This window comes from Citrobacter sp. C348, assembly GCF_047467975.1.
Taxonomy (GTDB): Bacteria; Pseudomonadota; Gammaproteobacteria; order Enterobacterales; family Enterobacteriaceae; genus Citrobacter; species Citrobacter gillenii.
On sequence record NZ_JASJUJ010000008.1, the window covers coordinates 182,136 to 204,384 of the forward strand.

The window sequence follows — 22,249 nt, forward strand, 5'->3', positions numbered from 1 at the left end:
ATGTTAACGCGTGAACAAATGGCGATGCGTGTCGCTCGCGAGCTGCGCGACGGTTATTACGTCAACCTCGGTATCGGTATCCCGACCCTGGTGGCCAATTATATCCCCGACGGCATGGACGTGATGCTGCAATCAGAGAACGGCTTGCTTGGTATGGGGCCGTTCCCTAGCGAGGACGACATTGATGCCGACATGATCAACGCCGGCAAGCAAACTGTGACGGCGCGTAAAGGCGCGGCAATTTTCGACTCCGCACAATCCTTCGCCATGATCCGCGGTGGCCACGTTGACCTGACGGTGCTTGGCGCATTTGAGGTGGATACCCATGGCAATATCGCCTCGTGGATGATCCCCGGGAAAATGGTGAAAGGTATGGGCGGCGCGATGGATCTGGTCGCTGGTGCTGAAAACATCATTGTGGTGATGACCCATGCCTCAAAAAGCGGTGAGTCCAAGCTGCTTCCCACCTGCACTCTGCCGTTGACCGGCGTGGCCTGTATCAAACGCGTGCTGACCGACCTGGCGCTGCTGGAAATCGCCGACGGCGCGTTCATTTTGCGTGAACGGGCACCGGGCGTCAGCGTGGACGACATTGTTGCCAGAACAGCCGGCAAGCTGATCGTTCCTGATTATGTCCCCGAAATGCACTTCAACTAAGGATCTGACCATGATGGATGTTGTTATTGTCGCAGCAACGCGCACGCCAATTGGCAGTTTTCATGGCGCCCTTGCCCCGCTTTCTGCTGTTGAATTAGGCACGACGGTCATCCGCGCTCTGCTGGAAAAGACCGGCGTCGAGCCAGAACAGATAGACGAGGTAATTTTAGGCCAGGTCCTGACGACCGGCTGTGGTCAGAATCCGGCCAGACAGACCGCAATTCGTGCCGGTTTGCCGGTAACCACCCCGGCGATAACCCTCAATTTACTGTGCGGTTCAGGGCTAAAAGCGGTTCATCAGGCGGTGCAGGTCATTCGCTGCGGCGATGCGGAGATCGTGATTGCCGGAGGTCAGGAAAGCATGAGCAATGCGCCCTATTTTCTCGACGGCGCCCGCGCAGGATTACGTCTGGGCCACGCCAGCCTGAAAGACAGCGTGGTGCATGACGGGCTATGGGATGCGTTTAACGATTACCATATGGGTATTACCGCCGAGAATCTGGCGGATAAATTCGCCATCAGTCGCGAGCAACAGGATGCCTTCGCCCTGCACTCCCAGCAAAAAGCGGCCGCGGCCCTCGAAGCCGGCCGGTTTAGCGCAGAAATCACCCCGGTTAGCGTCCCGCAGGGGAAAAAAGCACCGCGCGTGGTGGACTGCGATGAGCAACCCCGTCCGGACACCCAGGCAGAAAAACTGGCGCAGTTGAAACCGGCCTTTCGTCCCGGCAACGGCACGGTGACGGCGGGTAATGCCTCTTCTTTAAACGATGGTGCTGCTGCGGTAATGGTGATGAGTGCCGCCAAAGCCGCTGAATTAAACCTTCCGGTGCTGGCAAAAATCACCGGATACGCTGTCTCGGGCGTTGATCCGGCCATTATGGGGATCGGCCCGGTGGAAGCCTCGCTGAAGTGCCTGAAGCGCGCCGGGTGGACGCTGGATGACGTTGACCTGATCGAAGCCAACGAAGCCTTTGCCGCCCAGGCGCTGGCGGTCGGCGAATCGCTGAACTGGGACAGCAGCAAGGTTAACGTTAATGGCGGTGCAATTGCGCTGGGTCACCCAATCGGGACCTCCGGTTGCCGCATTCTGGTCACCCTGCTGCATGAAATGGCGCAGCGTAATGTGGCTAAAGGGCTGGCCACGCTGTGCGTGGGTGGCGGACATGGTGTGGCGCTGACGGTGGAACGCCCGACAGGAGCACACCATGCAGACTAATCACATTAGCGTCCTGGGGGCCGGGTTAATGGGGGTTGGCATTGCGACCCACTTCGCCCGTTTTGGTCATGATGTCTGGTTGTTTGATACCGAAAGCAACCGTATTGCCGAGATAACGGCTGTCGCCAGCAGTATTCTGGACGAGCTGATTGCCACCGACCAGTTTGCCGCCGCAGATAAAGCATCGGTTCTCGCGCGACTACACGGCACAACCTCGCTGGCGGATATCGCCGCGTCTGGATTATTAATCGAAGCGATCCCGGAACGGCTAGAGCTGAAGCACGCGCTGTACGCACAGCTGGAAGCCGTTATCTCACCCGAAGCGATTATCGCCAGCAACACCAGTGGCCTGCCGCCGGATGCGTTGGCGGAAAAACTCGCGCACCCGGAGCGGTTGCTGATCGCACATTTCTGGAATCCACCGCACTTTATTCCGCTGGTTGAAATCGTGCCGGGCACAGCAACCAAACCTGAATATCTCAGTGAATTGCAGCAATGGCTGGTCGCGATGCAGCTTGAGGCGGTGGTGCTCGATCGCGCCGCACCGGGCTTTGTCGGCAACCGCCTGCAGTTTGCCCTGCTGCGTGAAGCGCTGCATATCGTCAAAAGCGGTATTGCCAGCGCCGAGGTGGTAGACCAGGTGATGCGTGCGTCGCTGGGCCGCCGTTACGCGATGGTCGGCCCGCTGGAAGCGGCGGACATGACCGGGCTTGCTACCGTGCAGGATATTTGTCGCCATCTGCTTCCAACACTCGCCACCGGCAGCGACATGATGTCGCTGGTCGCCGACAAGGTTGCTCGCGGTGAAACCGGTTTACGCAGTGGTCAGGGGTTTTATCACTGGGATGATTCGCGCAAGGAATACATCCAGCAACGCAGAGAGCATCAGCTGCGTTTTGCCCTGAAACCGTAACTTCTCTTTCTGTACCCCACTATAACAATGATATTGAGGAGTCATGATGAGTGTATTAATCGCCCTGGCCGCGCTGGGCCTGCTGATGCTGGCAGCCTATCGCGGATACAGCGTCATCCTGTTTGCCCCCATCGCGGCATTAGGTGCTGTTTTGCTGACTGAACCCAGCGCCGTAGGTCCTGCCTTTACCGGCCTGTTTATGGAAAAAATGGTCGGTTTTGTGAAGCTGTACTTCCCGGTGTTCTTACTGGGTGCAGTGTTTGGCAAGTTAATCGAATTATCCGGTTTTTCCCGTTCAATCGTCGCCGCCGCTATCAATATCCTAGGACGGCGTCACGCCATTCCGGTGATCGTGCTGGTGTGCGCGCTGCTGACTTACGGCGGTGTGTCACTGTTTGTGGTCGCGTTTGCGGTGTATCCGTTTGCCGCTGAGCTGTTCCGTCAGAGCAACATTCCGAAGCGACTGATCCCGGCAACCGTAGCGCTGGGCGCCTTCTCTTTCACCATGGATGCACTGCCCGGTACACCGCAGATCCAGAACATTATCCCGACCAGCTTCTTTGGCACCAACGCCTGGGCCGCGCCCTGGCTGGGGCTGATAGGCTCGCTGTTTATTATCTTTGTCGGCCTGATTTACCTTGAGCGTCAGCGCCGAAAAGCGCAGGCAAAGAACGAGGGCTATGGCACCGAACTGCTTAACGAACCGGAAACGCCGGATAATATTAATCTGCCAAACCCGATTATTGCGATTTCGCCGCTGATTCTGGTGGGGGTGTTTAACCTGTTATTCACCCGCTGGATCCCGGTGTTTTATGGATCAACACATCAACTTGAGTTGCCGGGTCTTGCCAAACCGATAACCACAGAAGTCGGCAAAATTACCGCTATCTGGGCAGTGGAAGCCGCGCTGATTGCCGGGATCCTGCTGGTGGTGATTTTTGGTTTTCGCAATATAAAAGGTCGCCTGGCGGAAGGCAGCCGAACGGCGGTGGGCGGTGCGATCCTCGCGGCAATGAATACCGCTTCAGAATACGGTTTTGGCGCAGTGATCGCCGCGTTGCCGGGCTTCCTGGTGCTGTCAAAAGCGCTGGCGGCCATTCCCGACCCGTTGCTCAACGAAGCCATCAGCATCACCACTCTGGCCGGGATCACCGGTTCAGCATCCGGCGGGATGAGTATTGCACTCGCGGCAATGTCCGACACCTTTATCGCCGCCGCCCATGCCGCCAACATTCCACTGGAAGTCTTTCACCGCGTGGCCTCGATGGCCAGTGGTGGCATGGATACTCTGCCGCATAACGGCGCGGTTATCACGCTGCTGGCCATCACCGGTCTCAGCCACCGTCAGGCGTACGGCGGGATCTTCGCCATTACCGTGATCAAAAGTCTGGCCGTTCTGTTTGTGATCGGCGTCTTCTACACCACCGGCATTGTTTAAGGAGAATCATCATGAACTTAACGGGAAAAGTGGCCCTGGTTACCGGCTCTACCAGCGGCATTGGATTAGGTATTGCGCAGGTGCTGGCGAAAGCTGGCGCCACACTGATTCTTAACGGCTTTGGTGATGCTGAGGCGGCAAAAGATGCCGTGGCGAAGTATGGCAAAACACCGGGGTATCATGGGGCGGATCTCAGCGATGCAGCGCAAATTACCGAGATGATGCGCTACGCCGACAGCGAGCTCGGCGGCGTGGATATTCTGGTCAATAACGCCGGGATCCAGCATGTTTCACCGCTGGAGACGTTCCCGGTCGATAAATGGAATGCGATCATCGCGATTAATCTGTCCTCCGTTTTTCACACTACCCGTCTGGCGCTGCCCGGCATGCGTCAGCGCAACTGGGGCCGCATCATTAATATTGCCTCGGTGCATGGGCTGGTGGCGTCAAAAGAAAAATCGGCCTATGTCGCGGCTAAACACGGCGTGGTGGGGCTAACCAAGACTACTGCGCTGGAGACGGCGCAGACCGGCATAACCTGCAACGCGCTGTGTCCCGGCTGGGTACTGACGCCGCTGGTACAGCAGCAGATCGACAAGCGCATTGCCGAGGGTACCGCGCCGGATGTCGCGCGCGATGCTCTGCTCGCGGAGAAGCAGCCGTCACGTGAGTTTGTCACCCCGGAGCAACTGGGAGAACTGGCGCTGTTCTTATGTTCAGACGGTGCAGCGCAGGTGCGCGGTGTGGCGTGGAATATGGACGGCGGTTGGGTGGCGCAGTAAGTTTTATCAGCCGGATGCGCGTTCGCATCCGGCACACCATCGTTAAGACTTCAGCTGGTAATCCAGCGTAATTTCCGCGTTCAGAACCTGCGACACCGGACATCCGGCTTTCGCTTTCTGGATAATACCGTCAAAGGTTGCGGCATCAATGCCGGGCACGGAAACGTCACTGTGCAGCGCCACTTTGGTGATGGCAAAACCCGCATCCACCTTATCCAGAGAAACATCAGCAGTGGTATCAATGGCGTCTGGCGTGAAGCCCGCCTCACCCAGCATTAACGAAAGCGCCATCGAGAAGCATGCCGCATGAGCCGCGCCAATCAACTCTTCAGGATTGGTGCCCTTCGCCCCTTCAAATCGCGTATTAAACCCATACGGCTGCTGGTTCAACACGCCACTTTCGGTCGACACGGTCCCTTTACCGCGTTTAATGTCGCCTTCCCAGTGTGCCTGACCTTTCTTATGGATAGTCATTACCGCTCTCCTGTGTTGTCGTCGGAACAACAAGTATAGGACGCTGAGGGAAACGCATAACGCATATTGGATAGTTCTGTATTAACTGCTTAAGCATTGACCTTTCAGATGAAATGACCGACCATCCAGAGAGCCGTTAGTGAAGACATCGGCTGTTAATCAGGTTGTATTTCGTCCGCGCTTACGCGGGCTCGCCCTTGAAACCAGTAACAGGATTAAGGAGTTAGAATGAAATCGAACCGTCAGGCCCGTCATATTCTTGGACTGGACCACAAAATCTCCAATCAACGTAAAGCCGTGACCGAAGGCGACAAAACCAGCGTGGTCAATAATCCTACCGGAAGAAAACGCCGCGCTGACGCGAAGTAGTTCTCCGTACGCCATACTGAATAACGATGACCGACACCATTGCCACCGCAGTGGTGTTTTTGCTTATAAAACCCCTTAACCCATTCACAATGCTTTATACTTCGGCCGTTTCCCTGGCGGAAGGCAACCTACGATCATAAACAGTGCCAGGGAGGGTTATTCAAAAAAGAGTGAGTGACATGGAAAACGAAACTAACAAACTGCGTTCCCTTTACATCCCTTACGCTGGCCCGGTACTGCTGGAATTTCCCTTACTGAACAAAGGGAGTGCTTTCAGTGTGGAAGAACGCCGTAACTTCAACCTGCTGGGGTTACTGCCGGAAGTGGTCGAGACGATTGAAGAGCAGGCCGAACGCGCCTGGATCCAATATCAGGGATTCAAAACGGAAATCGACAAACATATCTACCTGCGCAACATCCAGGATACCAACGAAACCCTGTTTTACCGACTGGTGCAAAATCATCTTGATGAGATGATGCCGGTTATCTATACCCCGACGGTGGGTGCTGCCTGTGAGCGTTTCTCCGAGATCTACCGTCGCGCGCGCGGCGTGTTTATCTCCTATCAGAACCGCCATAACATGGACGATATCCTGCAAAACGTCCCGAATCACAATATCAAAGTCATTGTCGTGACCGACGGTGAACGAATTCTGGGTCTTGGCGACCAGGGGATCGGCGGGATGGGTATTCCTATCGGCAAACTGTCGCTGTACACCGCCTGTGGCGGTATCAGCCCGGCCTACACCCTGCCGGTGGTGCTGGATGTCGGTACCAACAATCAGCAGTTGCTGAACGATCCGCTGTATATGGGGTGGCGTCACCCGCGCATCACCGACGATGAGTACTACGAATTTGTTGATGAGTTCATCCAGGCTGTGAAACATCGCTGGCCGGAAGTGCTGCTGCAGTTTGAAGACTTCGCGCAGAAAAATGCCATGCCGTTGCTGACCCGCTATCGCGATGAAATTTGCTCGTTTAATGACGACATTCAGGGCACGGCGGCGGTTACCGTCGGGACCCTGATTGCGGCCAGCCGCGCGGCGGGCAGCCAGTTGAGCGAACAAAAAATTGTCTTCCTCGGTGCAGGCTCCGCCGGTTGTGGGATCGCCGAGCAGATCATCGCGCAAATTCAGCGTGAAGGATTAAGTGAAGAAGCCGCGCGTCAGCGCGTATTTATGGTCGACCGCTTTGGCCTGCTAACCGACAAAATGCCTAACCTGCTGTCGTTCCAGACCAAACTGGTGCAAAAACGCGAAAACCTGCAGCACTGGGATACGCAGGAAGATGTGCTGTCTCTGCTCGACGTGGTTCGCAACGTTAAGCCGGACATTCTGATCGGTGTTTCTGGCCAGACGGGCCTGTTTACCGAAGAAATTATTCGTGAGATGCACAAGCACTGTCCGCGCCCAATCGTCATGCCGCTGTCTAACCCGACGTCGCGCGTGGAAGCCACGCCGCAGGATATTATTGCCTGGACTGAAGGCAATGCGCTGGTGGCCACCGGTAGCCCGTTCGCCCCGGTCGCCTGGAAAGATAAAATCTACCCGATTGCCCAGTGTAACAACGCCTATATTTTCCCGGGTATCGGCCTTGGCGTAATCGCCTCAGGCGCCAGGCGCATCACCGATGAAATGCTGATGTCAGCCAGCGAAACGCTGGCACAGTATTCACCGCTGGTGCTGAACGGCGAAGGGCTGGTATTGCCGGAACTGAAAGATATTCAGACCGTTTCCCGCGCCATTGCCTTTGCCGTCGGTAAAATGGCCCAGCAGCAAGGTATGGCGGTGAAAACCTCCGCCGAAGCCCTGCAGCAGGCGATTGACGAGAATTTCTGGCAAGCAGAATATCGTGACTACCGTCGTACCTCTATCTGACGGTTTACCCGGCGGCGCCCTGCCGCCGGGTGTTCAACACTTGCACAATCCAGCCGCTTGCGATTACACTTTCACCATCGATTAACATTCGGGAAAAACTAAGGAGGATACTTATGCTGTACTGTGAACGTTTGATCGTTTCACATGCTTTTGGCGATCGCCAGTGCTCAAGCGTTATCGGTATCGTGCTGCGATAACTTCTGCTTGAGCGAAGCTAACTTCTAAATCCCCTTCTCTCGGGCTTACCGGGTTATCGTCAGCGATGTTTGACGAGGCGTTTTTACGTCTGTAACTCTTGAGTAAGCAACAATGAGCACATTACTAACCGCACAATCCTTACACGTTGATACGGCATTCGGTACGCTATTCGACGATCTCACTTTTACCCTGAAAAAAGGCGACCGCATTGGGCTTATCGGCTACAACGGCTGTGGCAAAAGCACGCTGTTAAAGCTGCTCGATGGCACGATTTCTCCCACCAGCGGATCCATCGCCCAGGCACATCACTGTCACCTGGCTCGCGTAGAGCAACATTTACCGGATGACATCCTGCCGCTAACGCTCCAGGACGCCGTACTGGCGCAACTTCCCGAGCATGAACGCGCGGGTCAGCAATGGCGGGTTGAGTCGCTGCTCGCTGAAATGGGTTTTACGCCGGAGAATTTGCACCTCACCGCACAAACGCTGAGCGGCGGACAGCACACACGTCTGCTGTTGGCTCGGGCGCTGATGCGCAATCCCGATCTGTTGCTGTTGGATGAACCGGGTAACCATCTGGATTTGCCCACATTGCTGTGGCTGGAGCAGTTTTTGCAGCGCTGGCCCGGCAGTTTTGTGGTGGTGTCTCACGACCCGCAGTTGCTGGATGCGGTGACGCACGGAACGTGGATCCTGCGCGATCGCACGCTGCATGCGTTTGATCTTCCCTGTAGCGAAGCGCGTCAGGCGCTGGTGGACAGAGATGCCAGCGATGCCCTGCGCCATAAGGCAGAGCAAAAGGAAATCGATCGCATCACCGCCAGCGCCAAACGGCTGGCTATCTGGGGACGGGTCTACGACAACGAAGATTTGTCCCGCAAGGCCAAGCAGATGGAGAAACAGCTGCTGCGCCTGAAGGATGACCAGACGGACGTCACCGCGGGAAGTCAGTGGTCACTAACATTGCACGGTGATGCCCTGCGTGCCGACCGTTTGCTGGAAATGACGGACCTCTCCGTTTCTCCGGCAGCAGATGCGGCAACGCTGTTTTCCATTGCGGGCATTCGCATCAAAAGCGGCGATCGCGTGGCGATTGTCGGGCGTAACGGCTGTGGAAAATCATCGCTATTAAAGCGTATCTGGCAGCAATATCAGACGCAAATGACCTCGACATCGCTGGTGCTGCACCCGCGGGTGACGCTGGGGTATTACGACCAGTCGCTCAACCAGCTTGCGGATGACGATTCGTTGTTTGATGCCCTCGAGCCATTTGCCCCGCAGCCGGACGTGCGCAAGATGGCGCTGATTAGCGCGGGTTTTCCGTGGATCCGCCACGCACAACGGGTCAGCACCTTAAGCGGCGGCGAGCGTTCGCGCCTGCTGTTTATTGGGCTGACGCTGGCGCGCTATAGCCTGCTGATGCTTGATGAGCCGACCAACCATCTGGATATGGAAGGCAAAGAGGCGTTGGCGCACACGCTGCAACACTTCAGCGGCGGCGTGCTGCTGGTCAGTCATGACCGTCAGCTTATCCGCCAAAGCTGTAATCGCTTTTGGTTTATCGACAATGGCGAACTTAGCGAATGGCACGACCTGGAAGCGATTAACGCCCGCATTCAGGAAACCGCCGGTGAGCTAGCGGCGAGCAAAACGGTGGCAGAGGTTGTTTCTGATCCGCATCGTCATGGCGACGAAATACTGGAGAAACTTCTCGAGCTGGAGCAGCGGCTGTCTGATGACCTGGCACGCAAAACCAAACATCAAAAACCGCAGTTGCAGGCACAATGGCGCAAGGAGATTGAGCATCTGAATTCACTACTGGAGTAAAACGGTTGCCGGATGGCGGCGTAACGCCGCCATCCGGCGAATCTTGCGTACCCCTTTCCATTTATCCTCCTACCCGCTTTTCCTTTTACCGCACTCGCTGCACACTTTGGCAAAATTCGGCGATTAATGTTGCGCTCAGCGGAACATTAATGATAGTGTTCCTCTTGAGGGAACAAGGACGGTATGGATGATCATGAACTTCAGACATAAAGGGTTGCGCGACTTGTTTCTTCATGGGCGAACATCAGGCGTGACGGCGAAGCATGTTCGGCGATTGCGGCACCGACTTGCCGTTATTGATGCAGCAAGCCATGTAACAGATATCAATATGCCCGGTTATAAACTGCATGCGTTAACGGGCGATCGTGACGGCATTTGGTCGATTTCTGTTTCAGGCAACTGGCGGATTACGTTTGAATTCGTCAATGGCGATGCATACATTCTGGATTACGAGGACTATCATTGATGAAAATGGCTAATCATCCCCGTCCGGGGGATATTATTCAGGAAGCGCTGGATGAGTTAAACGTCAGTTTGCGCGAATTTGCCAGAGCAATGGAAATTGCCCCCTCAACCGCGAGCCGACTGTTAACGGGCAAGGCAGCATTAACCCCGGAAATGGCGATCAAACTTTCAGTGGTGATCGGCAGTTCGCCCGAAATGTGGCTGAATCTGCAGAATGCCTGGAGTCTGGCAGAAGCGCAAAAAAGCGTGGATATCTCACGTCTGCGCAAACTGGTAGCACAGTAACGGGTATTGTAGGCCGAATAAGCTTACGCCATCCGGCAGGTCTTAATGGGCAAAAAAATGGCGCTACCGATGTAGCGCCATTTTTATCAGCAGAACGTCAATGGGTTATTGCAGCCCTTGCTCGTTCTCTTTTTTGGCTTCGGCTTTTTCGACTTCGCGATACCAGCGTGGGTGATGCTTCTTCGCCCAGCGGCGGCTGACTTTCCCTTCGACCATGCCTTTAATCGATCCTTTCACCCAAAATGCCATGTACATATGGATGAGGATGGCGTGCATCAAAATAATGCCTGCCGCAGCGTGGATCAGCAGGCTGTAACGCACAACCTGCATTGGGAAGAACTGCGCAAAGTACGGACGCCAGATAATCACCCCGGTAATCAACAGCACAAAAATCATGCTCATGATCGACCAGAACATCATTTTTTGTCCGGCGTTGTACTTACCGACGTCCGCTACCTTGTGTTCATTACCCTTCAGCACTTCCACAATGTTTTTCAGCCACGGAATATCTTTCTTATCTGGGATGTTGTGGTGCACAAAGCGCACAAACATAAACATCAGCGCGACGAAAATCAGCAGTCCGAAGAACGGGTGCAAAATACGCCCCATCTGCGGTGTACCGAAGGTCTGCGTCAGCCATTGCAGCGTCGGGAAGAAAAACGAAATCCCCGACAGCGACACCAGAAAGAAGCAGATCACCACCGTCCAGTGACAGGCGCGATCGATAAACTTCGTGCGCACAATCATTTTCGACTTACTCATGATGATCCTCCTCGTCGTCGTCCACTTCCTTGTTCGGGCCAATACCAATGTAGTGGTAAATCAGCCCGGCGAAGGTGGCGATAAATCCGGCGGCGGCCAGCGGTTTCAGCGCCCCTTTCCACAGATTGATAGACGTATCTATCTGCGGATCTTTTGGCAAACCGTGGTACAACTCCGGCTGGTTGGCGTGATGCAGGACGTACATAACGTGCGTTCCACCCACACCCTGCGGGTTGTAGACACCGGCATGTTCGTAGCCGCGCGATTTCAGTTTCTCCACGCGCTGCTCGGCCATTTCCAGCATCTCTTGCTTAGTGCCGAAATGTATCGCCCCGGTCGGACACGTTTTCACGCAGGCAGGTTCCTGCCCGACGCTCACGCGATCCACACACAGCGTACATTTATACACGCGGTTATCCTCTTTATTGAGGCGCGGAATATTAAATGGACACCCGGCAATACAATAACCGCAGCCAATGCAATGCTCAGACTGGAAATCGACAATCCCGTTGGCGTACTGGATGATGGCTCCGGCAGACGGGCACGCCTTCAGGCAGCCCGGATCTTCACAGTGCATACAGCCGTCTTTACGAATCAGCCATTCCAGCTTGCCATTCTGTTCGGTTTCGGTAAAACGCATCACCGTCCAGGATTTGGCGCTGAGATCGGCCGGGTTGTCGTACACCCCGACGCAATGGCCGACTTCATCACGGATATCGTTCCACTCTGAACACGCCACCTGACAGGCCTTACAGCCAATACAGGTGGAAACGTCGATCAGCTTCGCGACTTCTGCTTTGTAATCACGTGCCTGAGGAGGCGGCGTGATGGAGTTGGTAGCGGACCTTTTGATGATGTCCTGCGTTTCCATAGACATATGATCGCCTCCCTTACGCCTTCTCGATGTTAACTAAAAACGCTTTGTATTCCGGCGTTTGCGAGTTTGCATCACCGACATTTGGCGTCAGGGTGTTGGCGATAAAGCCTTTACGCGCGACTCCTTCAAAGCCCCAGTGAATCGGGATCCCCACCGTCTCTACCTGCTGACCGTTGACGTTCAGCGAGCGCAGACGACGCGTCACCACCGCAACCGCACGAATGAACCCGCGCTTGCTGCTGACTTTCACGTGATCGCCGTTGGCAATCCCTTTCGCCGCCGCCAGCGTTTCGCTGATTTCCACAAACTGCTCTGGCTGGGCAATCGCATTCAACAACGCGTGCTTGGTCCAGGTGTGGAAATGTTCGGTCAGACGATAGGTCGTACCAACATATGGGAAGTCATTCTTGTTCCCCATACGTAACGCATCCGCTTCGTACAGACGTGCTGCCGGGTTAGAGATGACGTTCGGGTGCAGCGGGTTGGTGCCCAGCGGCGTTTCCATCGGCTCGTAGTGTTCCGGGAACGGCCCTTCCGCCAGCTTGTCGATGGCGAACAGACGACCCAGACCTTCCGGTTGCATGATAAACGGATTGGTCGCGCTGCCCGGCGGTGCGTTGTTGAAGTCCGGGATATCGTTACCCGTCCATTTCGTTCCGTTCCACTTGATCAGCATGCGCTTCGGATCCCACGGTTTACCCTGCGGATCGACCGATGCGCGGTTATACAGCACGCGGCGGTTCAGTGGCCATGCCCAGGCCCAACCCAGCGTATTCCCCAGTCCCGACGGATCAGAGTTATCGCGGTTAGCCATCTGGTTGCCCTGTTCGGTCCAGCTACCGGTGTAAATCCAGCAGGAGGATGCCGTGGTACCGTCATCACGCAGCAGCGCAAAGCTGTTCAGCAACTGGCCTTTCTTCGCCACCAGCACGCCGTTGGCATCATAGAGATCTTCCAGCGCATAGCCGTTATTCTCTTTCGCCACTTCTTCTGAATGCGGTTCGTCCGGCTGCTTGTAGCTCCAGCTCATTTTCAGTACCGGTTCTACGCCTTTACCGCCTTCGGTGCGATACATATTGCGCAGACGATGGTAAATACCGGCCAAAATTTCGCCGTCATTGCGCGCTTCGCCCGGTGCATCCTGACCTTTCCAGTGCCACTGCAGCCAGCGTCCGGAGTTGGCAATCGAGCCGTCCTCTTCCGCAAAGCAGGTTGATGGCAGACGGAATACTTCAGTCTGGATAGTCGATGGATCGACATCGTTCGATTCGCCGTGGTTTTGCCAGAACGTGGAGGTTTCGGTCACCAGCGGATCGATAACCACCAGATACTTCAGCTTGCTCAGAGACTGCACCACTTTGTTTTTGTCCGGGAAGGACGCAACCGGGTTAAAGCCCTGACAGATGTAGCCGGTGACTTTCCCGCTATCCATCATGTTGAAGTATTTAATGACGTCGTAGGACTGATCCCACTTCGGCAGCCAGTTAAAGCCCCAGTCGTTGTCTTTCTGCGCCGCATCGCCGTAGAAAGATTTCATCAGGCTAACGAAGAACTTAGGATAGTTACCCCAGTAGTTCACCTGATCGGCCAGCGTGGCTTTTGGCGTATTCGCTGCCAGATACGTTTGCAGATCGGTCTGTTTCTCCGACGGCAGCGTCAGGTAGCCCGGCAGGCTGGTCGACAGCAGACCTAAGTCGGTTAACCCCTGAATGTTGGAGTGACCGCGCAAGGCATTCACACCGCCACCGGCCATCCCCATGTTACCGAGCAGCAACTGGATCATCGCCATGGTACGGATGTTCTGCGCGCCGACGGTATGCTGAGTCCAGCCCAGTGCGTACAGGAAGGTGGTGGTACGGTCGGCCGCGCTGGTGGAGGCCAGCACTTCGCACACTTTCAGGAAGTCGGCTTTTGGCGTACCGCAGATGTTTTCCACCACGTCCGGCGTATAGCGGGAAACGTGCTGTTTCAGCAAGTTCCAGACACAACGCGGATGGGACAGCGTTTCATCGCGTTTGGCGTAGCCGTTTTCATCGAACTGGTAGTTCCACGACGATTTATCGTATTGACGTTTTTCTGCGTCGTAGCCGCTGAACAGACCGTCTTCAAAAGCAAAATCATCCCGCACCAGCAAGCTGGCGTTAGTGTAGTGCTTAACGTATTCAGCGTTAATTTTGTTGTTTTCAATCAGGTACAGCAGCACACCGGCAAGGAACGTAATGTCCGTACCGGAACGAATCGGCGCGTAAATGTCCGCGACGGAGGCTGTACGTGTAAAACGGGGATCGACAACAATCAGCGTGGCATCATTGTTGTTCTTGGCTTCCATCGCCCAGCGGAATCCCACCGGATGCGCTTCAGCGGCGTTACCGCCCATCACCATCACGACGTTAGCGTTTTTGATATCAACCCAGTGGTTGGTCATTGCACCGCGACCAAATGTTGGAGCAAGACTTGCTACCGTTGGTCCGTGTCAGACGCGCGCCTGGTTGTCTACCGCCAGCATGCCGAGTGAGCGCACAAATTTTTGCGTCAGCATGCCGGTTTCATTACTTGCCGCAGATGCGCACAGCATCCCGGTTGAAAGCCAGCGGTTTACCGTTACGCCCTGCTCGTTCTTCTCAATGAAGTTGGCGTCACGGTCGGCTTTCATTAATTTTGCAATGCGGGTGAATGCTTCATCCCAGCTAATGCGCTGCCATTTATCGGAACCCGGAGCGCGATATTCAGGATAACGTAAACGGTTTTCACTGTGTACGTAGTCCAGTAATCCTGCGCCCTTCGGACATAATGCCCCACGGCTCACCGGATGATCCGGATCCCCCTCGATATGGTAAATCGATTCTTTGGCATTTTTTGCTCCATCACCCAGGCTATACATTAATAGCCCGCAACCTACGGAACAGTATGTGCAGGTGTTTCGGATCTCTTTCGCGCGTATCAGCTTGTAATTTCGCGCCTGAGCCAGAGCCATCTTGGGTGCAAAACCCAGTGCGGCTACTGTTGTTCCCGCCATACCGCCCGCGCAGATTTTAAAGAATTGTCTGCGGCTGACGTCCATTGCTTTCCTCTTTTTTGCAGGGATGCGTACACTGGCACCTTCTCGTTGCACTAAAGCGGCAGCTTGAAAGGTGATGTGTACAACTTCGCGACGAAACTAACAGCTATATCCATAAATTTTTTGCGTCAAATCAATAACGAAACGGTTCCGCTACTAAATAGTGCAGTTTGTTTAACCCTCATACCCACAAGGGGTTAGCCAAAAGCTAATTCGTTAGCGTGCTACGCCCCAAAAGTGCTATACATTTCAGCTCCATTTTTTTGCCAGTACTATGGACAGACAAATCGAATGACAAAACAAAAAGCAACGTTGATTGGGCTTATCGCCATCATACTCTGGAGCACCATGGTTGGGCTTATCCGTGGTGTTAGCGAAGGACTGGGGCCTGCGGGCGGCGCTGCCATGATCTTTTCTTTAAGCGGTCTGCTACTAATATTCACCGCTGGCTTCCCGAATATCCGTAAGTTTCCCGTTCGCTATTTAATCGCCGGCAGCGTACTGTTCGTTAGCTATGAAATATGTTTAGCGTTAGCGCTGGGCTATGCCGCCACCCGCCACCAGGCGATTGAGGTCGGTATGGTTAATTATCTCTGGCCCAGCCTGACCATATTGTTTGCGATATTATTTAATGGTCAAAAAACAACCTGGCTGGTTATCCCCGGATTAATCGTGGCATTGACCGGCGTTTGCTGGGTATTAGGTGGAGATAATGGACTTAACCTAAGTGAAATTATCAGCAACGTTGCCAGTAGCCCGCTCAGTTATTTTCTCGCTTTTCTTGGCGCATTTATCTGGGCGACCTATTGCACGGTGACCAATAAATATGCAAAAGGCTTTAACGGCATCACCGTGTTCGTTTTACTGACGGCCACCAGTTTGTGGATTTATTATTTTATTACGCCACAACCTGAGATGGTGTTCAGCACACCGGTGACCATTAAACTGTTTACCGCCGCATTAACCTTAGGATTTGCCTATGCAGCGTGGAATATCGGTATCCTGCACGGGAACGTCACGGTTATGGCCGTTGGCTCTTATTTCACACCGGTCCTCTCTTCAGCACTTGCCGCCGTGCTGCTGAGCGCCCCGCTGTCATTTTCGTTCTGGCAAGGTGCACTGATGGTCTGCGCCGGCTCGTTGCTGTGCTGGCTGGCAACACGCCGCGCCTGAATGATTAGCCGGGTTTGAGCATAAAATCAAAACCCGGCTACACTGGAGTCAAATTAATGGCGAAATGTTGCCCATTTTACTTGCGTTTTATGTTTTATTTTGTTTAATTAAATGTTAAATATCTGGTAATTGATTAACCACCGAAAATATTGCGTGGTTATCTATAACCCTCCGAATGCATATATTATACAAGCGAAATTAACGCTAATTAAACCATAGACACCACAATAGTCCCCTACGTAAATATACCCATCCAGATAAGTTACCTATTACGACTAATACAATCAGTTGTATTAAGTAGATCTAGATCACACAACTTCAAATATTCTGCAATAATATGAAACTTATTATTGAACTCATACCACAAGGTCATTTAAAAATAGTTCGCCATTGACGAACCCCTTCGTTTAGCAATGGTTTAGGAATCACACCAAGAAGAAAATTATAAGGATTATTAAGAATGAAACTTAAATTAGTTGCAGTGGCAGTGACTTCCCTGTTGGCAGCAGGTGCGGTAAACGCAGCTGAGGTATATAACAAAGACGGCAACAAACTGGATCTGTACGGTAAAGTTCACGCTCAGCATCACTTCTCTGACGACACCAGCAGCGATGGCGACAAAACTTACGCACGTATGGGCTTCAAAGGCGAAACCCAGATCAACGACCAGCTGGTTGGTTATGGCCAGTGGGAATATGAATTCAAAGGTAACCGTTCTGAAGATCAGGGCGCCGAAGCAGACAAAACCCGTCTGGCATTCGCTGGCCTGAAATTCGCTGAATACGGTTCTTTCGACTACGGCCGTAACTACGGCGTAGCCTACGACATCGGCGCATGGACCGACGTTCTGCCTGAGTTCGGCGGTGATACCTGGACCCAGACTGACGTGTTCATGACCCAGCGTGCTACCGGCGTTGCAACCTACCGTAACACCGACTTCTTCGGTCTGGTTGAAGGTCTGAACTTTGCTGCTCAGTATCAGGGCAAAAACGATCGCAGCACAGACATTGAAGCAAATGGCGACGGTTTCGGTCTGTCTACTACTTATGAATACGAAGGCTTCGGCATCGGTGCAACCTATGCGAAATCTGACCGTACTGATGACCAGATGCGTAATGGCAATAACGAATTCTACGCTTCCGGTAAAAACGCAGAAGTATGGGCTGCTGGCCTGAAATATGATGCGAACAACATCTACCTGGCAACCACCTACTCTGAAACTCGTAACATGACCACGTTCGGTAAAGTTGACGGTATCGCTAACAAAGCTCAGAACTTTGAAGCTGTTGCTCAGTACCAGTTCGACTTCGGTCTGCGTCCGTCCATCGCTTACCTGAAATCCAAAGGTAAAGATCTGGGTGTTTACGGCGACCAGGACCTGGTTGAATACGTAGATCTGGGTGCGACCTACTACTTCAACAAAAACATGTCCACCTTCGTTGATTACAAAATCAACCTGCTGGACGACAACAAATTCACTTCTGACGCACGTGTTAGCACTGACAACATCGTGGCAGTTGGTCTGAACTACCAGTTCTAATTTTGTTGTAAGTGAAATACAAAGCCAGTCCATCCAGGGCTGGCTTTTTCTCTTGAAGTAGACTCGGTCATAAGGAGTATGCCGTGCAGACGTTCACAGGTCGTTGTCTTTGCGGACAAAGTCATTTTACCGTTAACGTCGACATGCTTGATGTCTATGCCTGCCACTGCACGCTGTGCCAGAAGTGGTCTGGTGGCATCGCCATGTACCTGGAAGCCAGCGGTCATCCGCTGATGTCACCAGAATCTGCGGAGCCTTCGCACTTTCCTTCTTCAAATCGTGGTGAACGTTTCTTCTGTTCCGGTTGCGGATGCCCGCTGTGGTTTACGCTGACCGACAGCGAACGCTACTTTATTCCGTGGACATTGCTGGAACTGAACGAAGTAGACCGCCGCCGCCTGATTTTAGCGGCAGAGATCTACACTGAAACACAGCCTGCGTTCTGGCGACTGACGGGGCAATATGCTCGACTGAGTGGAAAGGAAGTCGAAGAGATGGATTACCCCTGCCATTTAGCCCACTAGTTATTGCTGTTTCACTTTTGCCAGACTGAACCACATTCCTACCGCCAGGACGATCAGCATGCTGCCCGCGCTGCTCAATGCCACGCTATGCGACCAGGTAAAGGCGTCTCTGGCGGCCGTCAACAGCGCCTCACTGAGTGAGGGCGGAAGCGAGTGCGCCAGCTGTACCGCTTCCCCCATCGATGATGAGGCGCGCTCAAGCTCCTGTGGGTTAAGTCCTGCAGGCGGCAGAATTGACGCGGAAAAACTGCGGCTCAGCAGTAAACCGAAAATCGCGATCCCCAGACCCGCACCCAACTCGTAGGCCATGGTTTCGATAGCCCCAGCAGCGGCGGCTTTTTCTGCGGGCGCTGCCGCCATAATGGCCGCCGTGGAGGCTAACAGCGCGCTGGCGGCACTGAAGCCCAACAGGGCCATTAATATCCAGGCCTGGATCTGCTGGGTGCTAAAATCGGTCATCGCCAGCCCGTAGAAGCTGACGGCGCTCAGCGCCATGCCTGCGGTAGCCACACAGCGTAGTCCCAGACGCGACACCAGCATCCCGGCAATCGGTCCGCTGAATCCGCTCGCCAGCATCACCGGCAGCATAAACAGACCCGCCTGATACGGGGTTAATCCGTGCACAAACTGCAGCTCCTGAGCCATTAATAGTTCAAAGCCCACCAGGGTTATCATCGCGGTCATTGCCATCACCACGCCGCTTAAAATAATGCGATGGGTAAACAGTCGCATATCGATCATCGGGCGCGATGCAGCAAGCTGGATGCGCACGAACTGCCCCAGCAACAAACCACCTACCAACAGCGTCAGCACAATCACGCCCGTCGCGATGTGTCCCTTCAGCGCCGTTTTCGCGCTATACACCAGCAGCAGAATGGCGACAATCAGCATAATCGCATGACCGAAATTTAATGACTGATCGCGACGACCGGTTTGGCGCGGAACGTAACGCGCGGTCAATGCCATCACCACTAACACAATCGGCACATTGATTAAGAATACAGAACCCCAATAGAAGTGCTCCAGCAGCATACCGCCAACCAGCGGACCAAATGCTGCCCCGCCGGAACCGACCGCCGCCCAGACGCCAAGCGCCATATTACGGTGGCGCTGTTCAGCAAAGGTCGCACGAATACCGGCCAGCGTCGCCGGGACGATCATTGCCGCACCAATTGCCAACACGGCGCGCGTGGCGATAAGCCATCCGGCGGTATGTGCAAAGGCTGCAGCCAGCGAGGCCAGACCAAACAGGCCTCCGCCCAGCAGCAGCAGGCGTTTAAAGCCAATGCGATCGCCCAGTGCCCCCATCGGCAGCACCATCCCTGCCATCACCAGGGAATAAATATCAATGATCCACAGCAGCTCGTTACCACTGGCACCCAGCGTCATACTCAGCGTGGGCGCGGCAACGTGCAGCACCGTTGCATCAATCGCAACAGGGATGTAGACCAGCACAATAATCACTAACGTTAACCACTGACGAAACATAAAACTCCCTACAAAACTCAAACTGGACACATGTCCAGCTTTGACGATCCTACGGAAAATTGAACATATGTCCAACTTTTTGTTAGACTGCCTTCAACACGGGTAGATGGGGGATGTATGAGCTATTTGAATCGGGATGAACGTCGGGAAGTGATCCTGCAGGCGGCCATGCGCGTCGCGCTGGAAGAAGGGTTTAGCGCCATGACGGTACGACGCATTGCCACCGAGGCGAAAGTGGCGACCGGCCAACTGCATCACCATTTCACGTCAGCCGGTGAGCTTAAGTCTCAGGCGTTTGTTCGTCTGATTCGTACCCTGCTTGATGCGGAACAGGTCAGCGAAGGTGCGACCTTCCGCGAGCAACTCCACGCTATGCTTGGCAGTGATGACGGCGGGTTTGAGCCGTACATTAAACTCTGGCGAGAAGCGCAGATCCTGGCTGACAAAGACCCCGAAATCAAAAGCGCCTACCTACTGACCATGCGCATGTGGCATGAAGAAACAACGGCGATCATTCTTCGCGGCCAGCAAGAAGGTGAGTTTTTGGCCGAACCGGATGCCGCCGACGTCGCCTGGCGCTTGATCGGTCTCGTGTGTGGCCTCGACGGTATGTATGCGCTGGGGATGTCAGAAATGGCGGATCCGGCCTTTACACGGCATCTGGATCGAATGATTCGTCTGGAGCTGTTTAGTTAATGTTATTGATACATTAACAATGTATCTTTTATATTTACAATTAGTAACACATAAGCAACGCTTAATTCTCCACTCACTCCGCACTATTGCGCTTTTTTATCTATCCTTTCATTCAATATTCTTAACGCTTTTCAATAATTTCTAATCAGGGCCAGTACGGCTCTGTATGCGTTTATTTCTTGAACGACGTGCGCATGTGAGGATAATATGTCACCTTCAAATGAGAAAAATAATCGTTATCTTTTAACCGACTGGAAACCAGAAAATGCCGCCTTTTGGGAAAATAAAGGTAAGCATATTGCCCGAAGAAACCTCTGGATATCAGTCAGTTGTCTCCTTCTTGCGTTCTGTGTCTGGATGCTATTTAGCGCCGTAGCAGTAAACTTAAATAAAATTGGTTTTAATTTCACCACCGATCAACTTTTTTTATTAACCGCATTACCGTCCCTTTCTGGTGCAATATTACGTGTCCCCTACTCCTTTATGGTGCCTATATTTGGCGGCCGCCGCTGGACGGTTTTTAGCACTGCAATTCTTGTTATCCCGTGCCTGTGGCTCGGATTTGCGGTGCAAAATACGTCTACTCCGTTTGGCGTATTTATCGTTATTGCGCTGATGTGTGGTTTTGCTGGCGCCAACTTTGCCTCCAGCATGGGCAATATCAGCTTCTTCTTCCCGAAAGCGAAGCAAGGCAGCGCGCTCGGCGTTAACGGCGGTCTCGGCAATCTGGGCGTCAGCGTGATGCAATTGATCGCCCCGCTGGTGATTTTTCTGCCTATTTTTACCTTCCTCGGCGTCCAGGGCGTGCCGCAACCTGATGGTTCGTTACTGTCATTGACCAACGCCGCCTGGATTTGGGTGCCATTGCTGCTGCTCTCCACTCTGGCAGCGGGCATCGGCATGAACGATATCGCCAGTTCCAAAGCCTCTATCGCCTCGCAGCTGCCGGTACTGAAGCGTTTTCATCTGTGGCTGTTAAGCCTGTTGTATCTCGCCACCTTCGGTTCATTTATCGGTTTTTCCGCCGGGTTTGCCATGCTGGCCAAAACCCAGTTTCCTGACGTGAATATTCTGCAACTGGCGTTCTTCGGACCGTTTATCGGCGCACTGGCGCGCTCTGCAGGCGGCGTTATCTCCGACAAGTTTGGTGGCGTACGCGTAACGTTAATCAACTTTATGTTCATGGCGCTGTTTAGCGGCCTGCTGTTCCTCACCTTGCCGGGTTCGGGGTCGGGAAACTTCACCGCCTTCTACCTGGTGTTTATGGGGCTGTTCCTGACCGCCGGTCTGGGCAGCGGCTCAACCTTCCAGATGATTGCGGTGATCTTTCGCAAAATCACCATTTACCGCGTGAAGCTGCACGGGGGTACAGAAGAACAGGCCCAGCGCGAAGCGGTAACCGACACCGCAGCGGCCCTTGGTTTTATCTCGGCCATTGGCGCAGTAGGTGGTTTCTTTATCCCGAAAGCCTTCGGCACCTCGCTGGCAATGACTGGCTCCCCGGTAGGCGCCATGAAAATATTTTTAGTGTTTTACATCGTCTGCGTGCTGGTGACCTGGCTGGTCTATGGCCGCAAATCGCAAAAAAAATAACAACTATTTGGCCTGCAGATCGTAGGCAGCGTCCATT

At 53.8% G+C, this 22,249-nt stretch carries 20 protein-coding genes; 15 read left to right on the plus strand and 5 right to left on the minus strand.

What is annotated here, in order from left to right:
* Genes QNN86_RS16250 through QNN86_RS16270 form a run of 5 tightly spaced genes read left to right on the plus strand, consistent with a single transcriptional unit; the run spans position 1 to position 5,006 of the window.
* Entirely contained in the window at positions 1-657 is a 657-nt protein-coding gene (locus QNN86_RS16250) for a CoA transferase subunit B (RefSeq protein WP_414211721.1), read from the plus strand.
* A 10-nt stretch (positions 658-667) separates the two neighbouring features.
* The gene (locus QNN86_RS16255) at positions 668-1,873 is read left to right on the plus strand and encodes an acetyl-CoA C-acetyltransferase (protein ID WP_414211723.1); all 1,206 of its coding nucleotides are present in this window, start codon (positions 668-670) and stop codon (positions 1,871-1,873) included.
* A complete protein-coding gene (locus tag QNN86_RS16260; RefSeq protein ID WP_414211726.1) occupies positions 1,863-2,786 on the plus strand; it encodes a 3-hydroxyacyl-CoA dehydrogenase family protein in 924 nt (307 codons plus the stop codon). The genes QNN86_RS16255 and QNN86_RS16260 overlap by 11 nt, the downstream gene beginning before the upstream one ends.
* Before the next feature lie 43 nt (positions 2,787-2,829).
* On the plus strand, positions 2,830-4,224 hold the full coding sequence (locus QNN86_RS16265) for a GntP family permease (RefSeq protein WP_279278087.1): 1,395 nt from the start codon (positions 2,830-2,832) through the stop codon (positions 4,222-4,224).
* 11 nt (positions 4,225-4,235) lie between these two features.
* On the plus strand, positions 4,236-5,006 hold the full coding sequence (locus QNN86_RS16270; RefSeq protein WP_279278086.1) for a 3-hydroxybutyrate dehydrogenase: 771 nt from the start codon (positions 4,236-4,238) through the stop codon (positions 5,004-5,006).
* A gap of 42 nt (positions 5,007-5,048) precedes the next feature.
* Here QNN86_RS16270 and QNN86_RS16275 read toward each other — a convergent pair whose 3' ends face one another.
* A complete protein-coding gene (locus QNN86_RS16275; protein WP_096757037.1) occupies positions 5,049-5,480 on the minus strand; it encodes an OsmC family protein in 432 nt (143 codons plus the stop codon).
* A 228-nt stretch (positions 5,481-5,708) separates the two neighbouring features.
* Between QNN86_RS16275 and sra the strand changes: the two genes are divergently transcribed.
* The 5 genes from sra (at position 5,709) to QNN86_RS16300 (ending at position 10,501) form a co-directional block, all read left to right on the plus strand.
* Complete coding sequence (sra, locus tag QNN86_RS16280) at positions 5,709-5,849, plus strand: stationary-phase-induced ribosome-associated protein (RefSeq protein WP_181619429.1); 141 nt, start codon at positions 5,709-5,711, stop codon at positions 5,847-5,849.
* Positions 5,850-6,028: 179 nt separating this feature from the next.
* Entirely contained in the window at positions 6,029-7,726 is a 1,698-nt protein-coding gene (maeA, locus tag QNN86_RS16285; RefSeq protein ID WP_181619430.1) for a malate dehydrogenase, read from the plus strand.
* A 309-nt stretch (positions 7,727-8,035) separates the two neighbouring features.
* Positions 8,036-9,751 carry an ABC-F family ATP-binding cassette domain-containing protein gene (locus QNN86_RS16290; protein WP_414211730.1) on the plus strand — a complete coding sequence of 572 codons (1,716 nt, stop codon included), beginning with the start codon at positions 8,036-8,038 and terminating at the stop codon, positions 9,749-9,751.
* 187 nt (positions 9,752-9,938) lie between these two features.
* Positions 9,939-10,217, plus strand: coding sequence for a type II toxin-antitoxin system RelE/ParE family toxin (locus tag QNN86_RS16295; RefSeq protein ID WP_181619432.1), 279 nt, complete (start codon positions 9,939-9,941; stop codon positions 10,215-10,217).
* On the plus strand, positions 10,217-10,501 hold the full coding sequence (locus QNN86_RS16300; protein ID WP_096757032.1) for a HigA family addiction module antitoxin: 285 nt from the start codon (positions 10,217-10,219) through the stop codon (positions 10,499-10,501). Before QNN86_RS16295 ends, QNN86_RS16300 begins: the two co-directional genes overlap by 1 nt.
* Before the next feature lie 105 nt (positions 10,502-10,606).
* Here QNN86_RS16300 and fdnI read toward each other — a convergent pair whose 3' ends face one another.
* The 3 genes from fdnI to fdnG are packed head-to-tail and all read right to left on the minus strand — an operon-like array spanning position 10,607 to position 15,201.
* Entirely contained in the window at positions 10,607-11,263 is a 657-nt protein-coding gene (gene fdnI, locus QNN86_RS16305) for a formate dehydrogenase-N subunit gamma (RefSeq protein ID WP_096757031.1), read from the minus strand.
* Positions 11,256-12,140 carry a formate dehydrogenase N subunit beta gene (gene fdnH, locus QNN86_RS16310; protein ID WP_115258486.1) on the minus strand — a complete coding sequence of 295 codons (885 nt, stop codon included), beginning with the start codon at positions 12,138-12,140 and terminating at the stop codon, positions 11,256-11,258. The genes fdnI and fdnH overlap by 8 nt, the downstream gene beginning before the upstream one ends.
* A 13-nt stretch (positions 12,141-12,153) precedes the next feature.
* Positions 12,154-15,201 (minus strand): formate dehydrogenase-N subunit alpha, encoded by a 3,048-nt coding sequence (gene fdnG / locus QNN86_RS16315; RefSeq protein WP_414211734.1) that lies wholly within the window; start codon positions 15,199-15,201, stop codon positions 12,154-12,156.
* Positions 15,202-15,489: 288 nt separating this feature from the next.
* Here fdnG and yddG point away from each other — a divergent pair, with 288 nt between their 5' ends.
* The 3 genes from yddG (at position 15,490) to QNN86_RS16330 (ending at position 18,435) form a co-directional block, all read left to right on the plus strand.
* A complete protein-coding gene (yddG, locus tag QNN86_RS16320) occupies positions 15,490-16,371 on the plus strand; it encodes an aromatic amino acid efflux DMT transporter YddG (protein WP_414211736.1) in 882 nt (293 codons plus the stop codon).
* 460 nt (positions 16,372-16,831) lie between these two features.
* Complete coding sequence (gene ompD / locus QNN86_RS16325) at positions 16,832-17,911, plus strand: porin OmpD (RefSeq protein WP_414211738.1); 1,080 nt, start codon at positions 16,832-16,834, stop codon at positions 17,909-17,911.
* 143 nt (positions 17,912-18,054) lie between these two features.
* Positions 18,055-18,435 carry a GFA family protein gene (locus QNN86_RS16330; protein WP_096759399.1) on the plus strand — a complete coding sequence of 127 codons (381 nt, stop codon included), beginning with the start codon at positions 18,055-18,057 and terminating at the stop codon, positions 18,433-18,435.
* On the opposite strand, the gene QNN86_RS16335 is transcribed toward QNN86_RS16330, so the two are convergent.
* Positions 18,436-19,923: an MFS transporter gene (locus tag QNN86_RS16335; RefSeq protein ID WP_181616960.1), complete on the minus strand. Its 1,488-nt coding sequence runs from the start codon at positions 19,921-19,923 to the stop codon at positions 18,436-18,438.
* A 117-nt stretch (positions 19,924-20,040) separates the two neighbouring features.
* Here QNN86_RS16335 and QNN86_RS16340 point away from each other — a divergent pair, with 117 nt between their 5' ends.
* Both QNN86_RS16340 and QNN86_RS16345 read left to right on the plus strand, forming a co-directional pair.
* Positions 20,041-20,619, plus strand: a complete 579-nt coding sequence (locus tag QNN86_RS16340) for a TetR family transcriptional regulator (protein ID WP_115258482.1) — start codon at positions 20,041-20,043, stop codon at positions 20,617-20,619.
* 207 nt (positions 20,620-20,826) lie between these two features.
* The gene (locus tag QNN86_RS16345) at positions 20,827-22,212 is read left to right on the plus strand and encodes a NarK family nitrate/nitrite MFS transporter (RefSeq protein ID WP_414211741.1); all 1,386 of its coding nucleotides are present in this window, start codon (positions 20,827-20,829) and stop codon (positions 22,210-22,212) included.
* Positions 22,213-22,249 lie beyond the last annotated feature (37 nt).